We start from the raw sequence: 11,283 nt of genomic DNA on the forward strand, positions 1-11,283 counted from the left end.
AATAACGAGAACAACATGGACTATCTACCATTATTTCTACAGATACGTAACCAGCGCTGTCTGGTCGTGGGTGGTGGGGATATCGCCCTTCGAAAAATCCGGCTCCTGAAAGCATCCGGCGCCATCATCAGAATCGTTGCCAGAGGTATTTCACCAGACATTAGGGAATACCTGTCAAACACCGATGACCAATTGCTGGAAAAAGTGTTTGAAGACACTGATCTGGACGGTATCTGTCTTGTTATTGCCGCTACGGATGATCCTGAGGTGAACCGTCAGGTCGCTTTATCCGCCAAACAACGTCATCTATTTGTGAATGTGGTTGACGATGCTGATGCGGGCAATGCCGTTATGCCAGCGATTGTTGACCGTTCACCCGTGATTGTGGCTTTTTCTACCGGTGGTAAGGCACCTGTTCTTGCCCGGTTATTACGTCAAAAGCTGGAAACACTTTTACCCCGGGGTTATGGCCGACTGGCAGCCCTGGCTGGTGAATGTCGCGATATGGTTAAGGCAAAATTCAGCCACATCAATGATCGTCGTTATTTCTGGGAGAAAATACTTGCTGGCCCTGCTGCAGAAAAGGCACTGATTGGGGATCTGAAAGGTGCCCGTGAGCTGATCGAGCAGACCCTTCAAGATTCAACTGAGCAGAAAACCGGTGAGGTTTACCTGGTGGGTGGCGGTCCTGGCGACCCGGACCTTCTGACATTTAAGGCGCTCAGGTTAATGCAGCAGGCAGATGTAGTACTTCATGACCGGCTTGTTTCTGAAGATGTATTATCACTTTGTCGTCGGGATGCAGACTATATCTATGTTGGTAAAAAGCGGGATCGTCACGCTCGCCCCCAGGAAGAGATCAACGCATTGCTGGTTCAGCTTGCCAAAGAAGGCAAACGTGTTTTGCGGTTGAAAGGTGGTGATCCATTTATTTTTGGCCGGGGAGGAGAAGAGATTGAAACACTGGCCAGTGAAGGGATACCTTTTCAGGTGGTTCCGGGTATTACCGCTGCTTCCGGCTGTGCCAGCTATGCAGGTATTCCTCTGACTCATCGGGATCATGCCCAGTCTGTTCGTTTTGTAACCGGCCATCTTAAGGATGGCAGTTACGCCCTGAACTGGAATGAGATGCTGGATCCGGGTCAAACCCTGGTGTTCTATATGGGCCTGCTGGGCCTGCCACGTATCTGTCAGGAACTCACGGATCATGGTCGGGATGAAAACACCCCGATTGCATTGATTCAGCAGGGTACAACCCGAAATCAAAGGGTATTTACGGGTACTCTGGCAACCATCAATACGATAATCGAGTCAGAAAATGTGAAGGCCCCTACGTTGATTATTGTGGGTAGTGTTGTGACGCTTCATGAGCAGTTGAGCTGGTATAACAATGAAGCACTCTGCGAACATTAGGGTCGAAGAGTACTCAGGAGCTTTTACCACAGAGACACGATTTTCTTTATTCCTCCGTGTCCTCTGTGGTGATCAAAACAGGGACATTATTAACGGACAATTTCTTACTATTTACACATCCAGAGCTTGCAATGGATCCGGGTAAACAAATTGATAATTAAGCGCTTTTTTCAATTTATCGCAGTTCACAAGCCGGTAGGGCAGTGGTTTGTCAATAAAGATGGGAGGCTCAATACCCATGATTTCACAGGAGCGGGTATAGAGTTGACGGCGGGTTGGGTGCTCATCCGCTGAAGCATTGAACACTTCCCCAAACAGGTTCTTGGCAATGATTTGCTCAATGATTTGCAGACAGTCTTCCCGATGAATCATATTGACCGGGTCATCAGCGCCACCCAGCTCTTTGCCCGAAAAGTAGCGGCCAGGCTGATATTCACCACCAATTAATCCTGAAAAACGCAGAACTGTGGTTTTCAGATCATCATGCTGACTAAAAAGCGCTTCGATATCCAGCCAGGCGGTATCAGAAAATGGGGACTCAATGCGAACAGCATCTTCTTCCGTGACTTCATTATTATTTTGAGGATAAACGGAGGTCGCACTGATCAGAATGATCTTTTTAACCCGGGCCTGCTCAATACCGCTGACCAGTGCCTGCATCTGTCGGAGGTAGAAACCGGGTTGTCCATCGCCTTTTCCCGGTGGAATATTAATGAAGAGAATATCCGTATCGAGAAATGATTGAATATCACCTTCTGGTTCAGGCGAGAGTCCGATGATGTAAGGTTCCATACCAGCATCAGAAATGCTGTTCAGTTTCTCCTCCCGGGTAGTTGACCCTCTAACTGAGTAGCCGTCTTTAACCAGTCGCTCGCCCAGAGGCATACCCAGCCAGCCACAACCCAGAATGCTGATGGTTTCTTTCATTATCAATCTCTTTGTTTTCAATGAATCGCAAATGCGAACTATTCTCGCTGATTGTTCAGGCAAAAGGAATAATTACTGAATAGGCAGGGATTATCTGAAGCCTCCCAATGACCCTCTTAATGACATAGAATAGCCATGAAGTTAATAGAGGAAGTGTCGCGTTGAACATCACATTCACTGAATCCGCACAGAAATACCTTGCTAAATTACTAGAAAAACAAGGTGTTGAGGGAATTGGGGTACGCCTGTTCGTCAGCAATCCCGGAACGCCGCACGCTGAAACCTGTCTGGCCTACTGTAAGCCAGGGGAAGAAAAGGAAGGCGATCTCAAGTTTGAACTTGAGTATTTTGGCTGCCATGTGGAGGGCATCAGCGAGCCATTCCTTGAAGAGGCACTGGTTGATTTTGCTGAAGATAAGCTCGGTGGGCAGCTCACCATCAAGGCACCCAATGCGAAAATGCCGACGGTTAATGACGATAGCCCGCTGGATATGCAGGTGAGCTACTATCTGCAGACTGAAATAAACCCGGGGCTGGCCTCCCATGGCGGCATGGTGTCACTGGTTGAGCTGGATGACGGAATCGCTATCCTGCAGTTTGGTGGTGGCTGCCAGGGCTGTTCGGCGGTTGATATGACCCTAAAGGATGGGGTTGAAAAAACATTGATGGAACGTATTCCGGAGTTGAAAGGGGTTCGGGACGTGACCGACCATACCAATACAGAAAATGCCTTTTATAAATAAATAGTCCCGTGTGCGGAAGACTGGAATACTTCTGCACATAACTCTGAATTTCCGTTAAACGCTTACGGTTGCTATCTATGAAATCCCCCCTCATTACCCGGGCCGGAAAGGAATCCCTTGAGCAGGAGCTGCAATTCATCTGGCGGGTTAAACGGCCTGAGGTCACTCAGGCTGTGTCTGAAGCAGCGGCTTTGGGTGATCGCAGCGAGAATGCAGAGTATAAAGAAGGCAAAAGGCTGTTACGGGAAATTGACCGGCGTATCCGTTATCTCACCAAGCGGCTGGAAGTGTTGAAGGTTATTGATTATTCACCAGAGCAGGAAGGCAAGGCATTTTTTGGTGCCTGGGTTGAACTGGAAAGTGAAGATGGGCAGATACTTCAGTGTCGTATTGTCGGGGCTGATGAAATTGATGTGAAAAATAATCACATTACCATAGATTCTCCCATGGCCAGGGCAATGGTTGGACGACAGGTGGATGATGAGGTCAGGGTCAATGCTCCGGGTGGTTTAAAGATCTGGAGTATTAATAAAATTCAGTATCAGGCCTTTTAGCCGTTGAGTTAAGGGGAGCTGAAATTAAGAATGTACCATCGTCATCCCCGCCTTCGAGGGTGTCGCAAAAGGGCAACCCCCCCCCCGACCGTCATCCTCGCGAAGGCGGTTGTCGCAAAACCCTCCTCGCTCCCACGCTTTTAGGCCCTGTGGGTCCTGCGTGGTAGCGTCAGGACCCAACCACAGACACGATTCCTGTGGTTGGCTATGCATTCCCACGCAGAGCGTGGGAACGAGGTTTCTGGTGGGTTTTGCGACAGCCTCGAAGGCGGGAATCCATCGCGGGAAAGACGGTGGTATGGGTATCAGCGCTCAGCTCCTGCGGCCAGGCAGAACGTCCTTCAGTTTATCTCTGATACTACGCAGTGTTTTTTCGGTGGTTTTCCAGTCAATGCAGGCATCGGTAATGGAAACGCCGTACTGCAGGTCGTCAAGGTCATCAGTCATCTTCTGACTGCCCCAGCCAATATTACTCTCCACCATCATGCCAACAATCGACTTATTGCCTTCAACTATCTGGTTAGTTACATTTTCCATAACCAGTGGTTGCAGGGCAGGGTCCTTATTCGAATTGGCATGAGAGCAGTCCACCATAATATTGGCCCTGATACCTGCCTTTTCCAGTTCCTTTTCACAAAGCGCAACGCTGACCGAGTCATAGTTAGGCCTACCGTTACCACCTCGTAATACTATGTGTCCATAAGGATTACCTTTGGTATGGGTGACCGCAACCTGTCCCTGACTATTGAGACCCAGAAAACGGTGAGGGCTGGAAACAGACTGAAGGGCATTGATGGCCACTTCCAGACCACCATCAGTACCATTTTTAAAGCCAACCGCTGAAGAGAGACCACTGGCCATTTCGCGATGGGTCTGGGACTCTGTCGTTCTGGCACCAATGGCAGACCAGGCCACCAGATCTTGAAGATACTGGGGAGAGATTGGATCCAGAGCCTCGGTAGAAGCAGGTATTCCCATCTCAGCCACATCCATCAGCAGGCGGCGGCCAATGTGAAGGCCTTCTTCAATTTTAAACGAGTCATTCAAATAAGGGTCATTGATAAGACCTTTCCAGCCCACTGTTGTCCTTGGCTTTTCAAAATAGACGCGCATAACCAGATACAGTGTGTCGCCCAGTTCTTCACTCAGTTGCTTCAGACGACGGGCGTAATCTTTTGCGGCAGCAACATCATGGATTGAGCAGGGACCAATGACGACGAACAGCCGATGGTCTTTCCCGTCAAGAATATCCCGGATCACTTCACGGCTTTCGGAAACCGTTTTTGTTGCTACTTCAGTCATTCGGATCTCAGCTTTGAGTCGCTCCGGACTCAACAGTACTTCCTGAGATTCAATATTAAGGTCTTCAATGGGTAAAACAGCCATCTATTCGGTTCCGTTATGGGTTTTCCATTAGCTGGATGAGGGTTTGCCACTTTATTCAAACTAATCGAGGGCTGCAACCCCGAAAAACGCTAAAACAGGTATTTCAAGCCAAGTCCGAGCAAGATCATGGCTAAAATGATCCGCATAAAGGTATCCGGCAGTTTCATACCCACCCTGGTTCCGACATATATGGCTGGGATCGAGCCGATTAGCAGGCTGCCTAACAGGGAAAAGTCAACATTACCAAGCCAGACATGGCCAAGGCCGGCCAGTAACGTTAAGGGCACTGCATGTGTCAGATCACTGCCCACTACGTTAATGGGTTTAAGAAACGGGTAAAGTAAAACAATGGCTGCTGTTCCGAGGGCTCCTGCACCTACCGATGAGAGTGTTACCAGAATGCCCAGAAAAATACCGGCAATAAATGTCAGTATTGTCTGGAATCTATCTGGAATAATTGAGACACCAGTGGCCTGCCTTTTCTTTACCCATGAACTCATGAAGGAACTCATAAACAAGGATAAAGCGGTCAGTGTCAGCATTATCCCGAGGCATAGTGTAAGGATCGGGCTATAATCAGCGCTCCTGTCAAAAAAAACCTTGAGTAGAACAATCGTCAGGGCTGTAGCAGGAAGACTGCCAGCACAGAGAGTTTTGACCAGACGCCAGTCAATACTTCTCTGGCGATGGTGAATAATGACCCCGGTTGACTTGGTAATGGCTGCATACATCAGGTCCGTTCCGATGGCGATATGGGTGGGAAAGCCAAACATTAACAGCAGTGGTGTCATCAGTGAACCGCCGCCGATACCTGTCAGGCCAACCGCAAAACCAACGCCGGCACCGGTGGCAATGTATGTTAGAAAATCCATAAGCATCCTGAAATTTATGGTCTAAAGTTATAAGTAGCCAAAAAGATGTTTGAAAATATTGACTGTATATCGATGATTCGCTGGTAACTATATTGACTGGCTTGTATTCTGGAAAAGAATTTAATGTCATTCTTTTATGCTTTATAGAACTAACGGATTCTGTTTATCCCTGTCCATTTATGTCAGCAAAACCTGCCTGACCGGAGGCCATCAATGAAGCTGCAACAACTGCGCTATATCTGGGAGGTTGCCCACCACGACCTTAACGTTTCAGCTACAGCGCAGAGTCTATACACTTCTCAACCCGGCATAAGTAAACAAATCCGGCTGTTGGAAGATGAACTGGGCGTTGAGGTTTTTGCCCGCAGTGGGAAGCATCTGACCCGAATCACCCCGGCAGGGGAAAAAATTATTGATACTGCCGGTGAGATTTTGCGGAAAGTAGAGTCGATCAAGCAGGTTGCTCAAGAGTTCAGTGATGAGCGTAAAGGTAGTCTTTCCATTGCTACCACACACACTCAGGCCCGCTATGCGTTGCCAGGAATTATTAAGCAGTTTATTGGCCAGTATCCCGATGTGGCATTGCACATGAATCAGGGTACTCCCATTCAGATTGCCGAAATGGCTGCAGACGGTTCAGTGGACTTCGCCATTGCTACTGAAGCCCTTGAGCTGTTCAATGATCTTGTGATGATGCCCTGCTATCGGTGGAACCGGTGCGTGCTGGTACCCAAAGATCATCCGCTGACCCAGATTTCTGAACTGACGCTGAAAGACATTGCCCGATTTGCGCTGGTGACCTACGTCTTCGGCTTTACCGGGCGATCCAAACTGGATGAAGCCTTTATGAATGAAGGGTTGTCTCCAAGGGTTGTCTTCACTGCTACCGATGCTGATGTGATCAAGACTTATGTGCGTCTGGGTCTTGGCGTTGGAATTATTGCCAAAATGGCTTACGATCCTGAGCTGGACTCTGATCTTGTTCCCCTTAATGCCGACCACCTGTTTGAGCCAAGCATTACCAAGATTGGATTCAGACGGGGCACCTTCCTCCGCGGTTTCATGTACGACTTCATCGAAGCGTTTGCCCCTCACCTGACCAAAGATGTGGTTCAGGAAGCGATCCTTCGTCATAACAAGGCAGAAGTTGATGAGCTGTTTTCCCACGTTCAGTTACCCAACCGGTAATGGTATATAAGCGGCCTTAATCAAGCCGCTTTTTCAAATACCTCCTTAACCAGTTTGAAATAAATGGTGTAAATAACTGGCTCCCGGCCTACTTCTTCAACAATAAAGAAGGGGGTTTTGTCCACCTGATAAAGTTCTGCGAGAAAAGCTCCGGTACTGCCAGTATCGCCTTCATCCGCTGTGATGAACTGGTCAATCCGGTTGATATGCCCTGAACTTTCCAGCCTTTCCTGCACTTCCTGACATTTCCGGCAGAGGTTTCCATCGGCCATTATCTTTTTGACCATGGTTATTTTCATGATCCACTTCCCCTTGGTGATTGTTTCCGGTTGTCGCTGGTCGTTATTGTAGCAATGACAGTTTATTCAATAACAGAATCAATACCTATATTTATAGGTTTTTATGCTATATTCTCGGGCAGCCTCCCAAGGCTGCAATAAGTCTAACCATCAAAGTGAGAATAACCAATGGATGTCGTCTGTCTTGACCTTGAAGGTGTATTGATCCCGGAGATCTGGATTGATTTTGCTGCACATTCAGGTATTGATGAACTAAAGGCAACGACTCGTGATATTCCAGATTATGATGAACTGATGACCATGAGACTATCCATCCTCGACAAGCATAACCTTGGATTAAATGAGATCCAGGAAGTGATTGCCGGGATGAAGCCACTGGAAGGTGCTGTGGATTTTGTCAACTGGCTGCGCAGTGAATTCCAGCTGGTTATCCTGTCGGATACGTTTTATGAGTTTGCCGATCCGTTCATGATTCAGCTCGGGCGCCCAACACTATTCTGTCATCGACTCGAAGTGGCAGAGTCAGGTAAAGTGACCGGATATAAGCTGAGACAGAAAGATCCTAAAAGAGCTTCTGTAAAAGCCCTGAAAAGCCTCAACTATCGGGTGTTGGCGGCAGGCGACTCATACAATGACACCACTATGCTGTCTGAGGCAGATGCCGGTTTTCTTTTTAAGGCCCCAGATAATGTTATTGCTGAGTTTCCTCAGTACCCCTCCATTATCCACTATGATGATCTGCGTACAGCATTGCTGGCGACAAGAGGCTGATGAACTGATGGGCGCACAGAGGCTGTGCGCTCTGAGTCCAGTCAGGCTTTTCTCTGGTTTGAATAACGGCTTTCAAATGCTCATGAATTGCAGCAATAGGCGCGTCCCATAAGTTGGGAGAAGGCGGAGTGTTTTAGCGTGTAGTTTTTGTATAACTCGATTCTGCAGTTTTTAGTGCTTGCAATTTCAAATCACCAGTTTTAAAGGGCTGTAGCTCAGTCATTTGTCAGGATGTAAAATCCGAATGAAGACCTAATGCCCTGCTATTACAGTGAATGTAAAAGTCAAGAAGAAAAAACTGCAGAATCGAGTATAAGGATAAACAAAAAATGCTGAAAGCCATCCCATTCGGAATACTCTATTTAATACTTCTGGCCGGGTGTCAAACTCAGTCATCAATGCCTGAAATCAGTTATACGGATTTAAATCAGAAAGTGCAGCCTGCCATTTCTGATACTGGTTTTTTCCCCATTTATACCTGGTCTCCTGTAATCCCATCCAGCAGTCAGCTCAGAATTTATATTGAGGGGGATGGCAGAGCATGGCTACGGTCGGGGCGTGCAGCTTTTGACCCCACTCCAGTGAATCGCCTTGTTCATCACCTTATGATGAAGGACTCTTATTCGGATATTGCTTATCTGTCCCAGCCCTGCCAGTACGTAATGAGTACTGCCTGCAATAAAAATGTCTGGACGTTTGAGCGCTATAGCCAGAGAGTGGTCGAAACCATGAATCAGGTGGTTTCAGGCATAAAAGAAAAGGGGGGGTATAAAACACTGGAGCTGGTCGGTTACTCTGGCGGTGGTGCCATTGCATTACTATTGGCAGCCACAAGAGATGATGTTATTTCGGTTCGTACCGTGGCTGGAAATCTGGCCCCTCATTTTACCAACCGGTTACACGCTGTTTCAGCGATGCCGCTGGCTTTGAATCCCGCGGATTATCAGAAAAAACTGGTTGGTATTCCTCAAGTTCATTTCGTCGGGACTGGTGATTCAATAATACCCGGGGAAGTCAGCCGGCATTATGTGAATGCCATTAAAGACACATCCTGTGTCACGATAAAATCCGTTGAAGCAGACCATCAGCAGGGGTGGGTTAGCGAATGGTCTGGATTGCTGGCTATCCAACCCAAATGTAAACAGTAGTGTGGGCTCAACCGTGCTTACCGGAAAATTCCTGCTCCAGGGCAGACATGAGGTTTTTCACCTTGGTAATGGATTCCTGATACTCAACTTCACCGTCAAAATCAGCAACAATGGTTCCAGAATTGTCATGATTTTCATGCACGTATCCGAACCATTGCAGTTGGCAGTTTAGCTGGAGTGCAGGGCTGTGTCATTGCTTATGGTGCCGGTATTGTGCAGATTTCCTGCATATCTGAAGGACAAAAAATACAAACTCCTGATTAATTCATTTTATTAAAAATATTTTTTATAGTCGAAAAAATTATCTGACCGGAACTTATCTTGCATTTGCCTATCTAAGACTGGTGTTCGATTTTTTAAGATATTAATAAAAACAGTCAAGGGAACTATTATGTCAGACCAGGTTACTAATACGTCCGTCAGCCCATTAAAGGTAAATGTACAGCCGTCTATAGATCCGTCATCCAATCTCCTGGATGTCGTAGACAAAGGTGCAAAAGATATTTATCAAAGCACCAAAAAGGCGGTAGAGGACCAGGGTTTCAAGAGGCTCAGCATTATCAGCTGGGGAAGGCGGATTGTCAGTAAATGTGGTTTCCTTGGTTACCCGCTGGTGTTGCTGGTTAGCCCGTTTTTAGTTCCAGTCTCCTTTGTTTATGATGGCGTCAGAGGTATCACTCTACTTTACAGAAAGATTGCAAAAGTCGAAACGCTGGTAGAAAAACTCCTGCCCAGGACTGATCAGCACGTGAAGGATGTTGAGCAGCTGTTGAATGAAAAGATTGCGTCAGACCGCGCGCTCAAGGCTCAGGCTGAGCAGATCAGGGTCGAGAAAGAGCAGTCAGACCAGCTGGTGAACCAGCTACAGTGGAGAAATGGCCAGCAGATGGATAAGTTGCAACAGGACTGGGTTTATCATCAATCTCAACAAAATGGCTGGCAACAAGCTAACGCGAATTTATGGGGGCGTGTTGAGAGTGCTGAACAGAGGGTATCTGAACTGACTCAGAAACTGAATCAGGTTTCCATAAACCGGAATGAAGCTGAGCATGAGTATCAAACAGAAAAAGCTCGTTTATCCGCTGAGCTGAAGCAATTATCGGTTGAGTTAGCGCAAAAAGACGATCAGGTTAAACAATTAGAGTTAAGGCTTGTTAACGTTAAAGATACACTCCGGGTAGAGGAGTCTCAAAATCAGGCGGCCATGAAATCGCTGTTAAGTGACATTAATCAGATAGAACAAGCGCTGAAGAATAGTGAAAATGAGGTTACTAAACTTCGAAAAAAACGGCAGGTTCTAATCAATATTTTTAATGACCAGAAAACGATATGGCAAGAACAGGGTCAACAATACCTGAACACCATTAATGGTTACAAAACCAAACTGGATGATCTGGAAAATAGAAACCTGGCAGAACAGCGACAATTAATGAATTTGTTGGCAAAAACCCAGCATAAAGACCTTCAGGAGGAAGAGTCAGTTTTAACAATGACTGATATCTTTGGAAAGCTGCGAGATCAATTTAAACACGAATTGAAGTGTTCTAATGATTTTGCAAATGAACTCAATAATCGAAATGCTCAGCTTTATTATCAAGTAAATAGCCTGAGCCAAAAATGCCAGAGTTTCCAGGAAAATCAATATCAGCGCGATGATCGTGAAAAACAGTTGCAGGTGGATTTAGATTCAGTGAGAGATAGCCTCAATGTCAGGACTGATGAGTGCCAGAAAATAAAAGAACTAAAGTCCAACCTTGAGGAAAAAACTCAAACCCTTGAACAGGAATTGAAATCAAAAAACTCTGAGTATCAACAAGCTCAACAGCAGAAACAAGTTGAATATGAGCAATTGCAACGCACTGCCGAACAAACCCGGGCTACCAGTGATGCTTACCAACAACAACTGGCAGAGCAGCAAAGAAAAGCGGCGGCAGCAGAAAGCCAGCTGGAAAATCTACAATCACAACTGGCCGTTAATCAAC

General features: G+C 46.8%; 12 protein-coding genes. 7 read left to right on the forward strand and 5 right to left on the reverse strand.

Going from position 1 to position 11,283, the window contains the following annotated elements; genetic code table 11:
- On the forward strand, positions 1-1,413 hold a 1,413-nt coding region (gene cysG, locus RM811_RS23240; RefSeq protein WP_402529052.1), incomplete at its 5' end, for a siroheme synthase CysG.
- A 111-nt stretch (positions 1,414-1,524) separates the two neighbouring features.
- Here cysG and RM811_RS23245 read toward each other — a convergent pair.
- Positions 1,525-2,340 (reverse strand): NAD(P)H-binding protein, encoded by an 816-nt coding sequence (locus tag RM811_RS23245; RefSeq protein WP_402529055.1) that lies wholly within the window; start codon positions 2,338-2,340, stop codon positions 1,525-1,527.
- Positions 2,341-2,501: 161 nt separating this feature from the next.
- Here RM811_RS23245 and nfuA point away from each other — a divergent pair, with 161 nt between their 5' ends.
- Positions 2,502-3,083 carry a Fe-S biogenesis protein NfuA gene (gene nfuA, locus RM811_RS23250; RefSeq protein WP_402529057.1) on the forward strand — a complete coding sequence of 194 codons (582 nt, stop codon included), beginning with the start codon at positions 2,502-2,504 and terminating at the stop codon, positions 3,081-3,083.
- A gap of 77 nt (positions 3,084-3,160) precedes the next feature.
- The gene (greB, locus tag RM811_RS23255) at positions 3,161-3,637 is read left to right on the forward strand and encodes a transcription elongation factor GreB (protein WP_402529060.1); all 477 of its coding nucleotides are present in this window, start codon (positions 3,161-3,163) and stop codon (positions 3,635-3,637) included.
- A gap of 312 nt (positions 3,638-3,949) precedes the next feature.
- Here the strand turns inward: greB and RM811_RS23260 are convergent, their stop codons facing one another.
- Entirely contained in the window at positions 3,950-5,023 is a 1,074-nt protein-coding gene (locus RM811_RS23260) for a 3-deoxy-7-phosphoheptulonate synthase (protein WP_402529063.1), read from the reverse strand.
- Positions 5,024-5,112: 89 nt separating this feature from the next.
- Positions 5,113-5,895 (reverse strand): sulfite exporter TauE/SafE family protein, encoded by a 783-nt coding sequence (locus RM811_RS23265; RefSeq protein ID WP_402529065.1) that lies wholly within the window; start codon positions 5,893-5,895, stop codon positions 5,113-5,115.
- Between the two features lie 213 nt (positions 5,896-6,108).
- Between RM811_RS23265 and cysB the strand changes: the two genes are divergently transcribed.
- Positions 6,109-7,083, forward strand: a complete 975-nt coding sequence (gene cysB, locus RM811_RS23270) for an HTH-type transcriptional regulator CysB (protein WP_402529066.1) — start codon at positions 6,109-6,111, stop codon at positions 7,081-7,083.
- Positions 7,084-7,103: 20 nt separating this feature from the next.
- Here cysB and RM811_RS23275 read toward each other — a convergent pair whose 3' ends face one another.
- On the reverse strand, positions 7,104-7,382 hold the full coding sequence (locus tag RM811_RS23275; RefSeq protein ID WP_402529069.1) for a hypothetical protein: 279 nt from the start codon (positions 7,380-7,382) through the stop codon (positions 7,104-7,106).
- 168 nt (positions 7,383-7,550) lie between these two features.
- Between RM811_RS23275 and thrH the strand changes: the two genes are divergently transcribed.
- Together thrH and RM811_RS23285 are read left to right on the forward strand one after the other, a co-directional pair.
- On the forward strand, positions 7,551-8,153 hold the full coding sequence (thrH, locus tag RM811_RS23280) for a bifunctional phosphoserine phosphatase/homoserine phosphotransferase ThrH (RefSeq protein ID WP_402529072.1): 603 nt from the start codon (positions 7,551-7,553) through the stop codon (positions 8,151-8,153).
- A 329-nt stretch (positions 8,154-8,482) separates the two neighbouring features.
- A complete protein-coding gene (locus RM811_RS23285) occupies positions 8,483-9,301 on the forward strand; it encodes an alpha/beta fold hydrolase (RefSeq protein ID WP_402529075.1) in 819 nt (272 codons plus the stop codon).
- A 7-nt stretch (positions 9,302-9,308) separates the two neighbouring features.
- On the opposite strand, the gene RM811_RS23290 is transcribed toward RM811_RS23285, so the two are convergent.
- A complete protein-coding gene (locus tag RM811_RS23290) occupies positions 9,309-9,443 on the reverse strand; it encodes a hypothetical protein (RefSeq protein WP_402529077.1) in 135 nt (44 codons plus the stop codon).
- 249 nt (positions 9,444-9,692) lie between these two features.
- On the opposite strand from RM811_RS23290, the gene RM811_RS23295 reads away from it, so the two are divergent.
- Positions 9,693-11,283: hypothetical protein (locus RM811_RS23295; RefSeq protein ID WP_402529079.1), on the forward strand; the 1,591-nt coding region annotated here is incomplete at its 3' end.

It is taken from the genome of Endozoicomonas sp. (genome assembly GCF_031844845.1).
GTDB lineage: Bacteria > Pseudomonadota > Gammaproteobacteria > Pseudomonadales > Endozoicomonadaceae > Endozoicomonas.

What these genes read in the sequence shown, in the direction of transcription:
- RM811_RS23245 (WP_402529055.1), bottom strand. Translation starts at nt 2,340, where the DNA reads ATGAAAGAAACCATCAGCATTCTGGGTTGTGGCTGGCTGGGTATGCCT.
- greB (WP_402529060.1), top strand. Translation starts at nt 3,161, where the DNA reads ATGAAATCCCCCCTCATTACCCGGGCCGGAAAGGAATCCCTTGAGCAG.
- RM811_RS23260 (WP_402529063.1), bottom strand. Translation starts at nt 5,023, where the DNA reads ATGGCTGTTTTACCCATTGAAGACCTTAATATTGAATCTCAGGAAGTA.
- RM811_RS23265 (WP_402529065.1), bottom strand. Translation starts at nt 5,895, where the DNA reads ATGGATTTTCTAACATACATTGCCACCGGTGCCGGCGTTGGTTTTGCG.
- cysB (WP_402529066.1), top strand. Translation starts at nt 6,109, where the DNA reads ATGAAGCTGCAACAACTGCGCTATATCTGGGAGGTTGCCCACCACGAC.
- RM811_RS23275 (WP_402529069.1), bottom strand. Translation starts at nt 7,382, where the DNA reads ATGAAAATAACCATGGTCAAAAAGATAATGGCCGATGGAAACCTCTGC.
- thrH (WP_402529072.1), top strand. Translation starts at nt 7,551, where the DNA reads ATGGATGTCGTCTGTCTTGACCTTGAAGGTGTATTGATCCCGGAGATC.
- RM811_RS23285 (WP_402529075.1), top strand. Translation starts at nt 8,483, where the DNA reads ATGCTGAAAGCCATCCCATTCGGAATACTCTATTTAATACTTCTGGCC.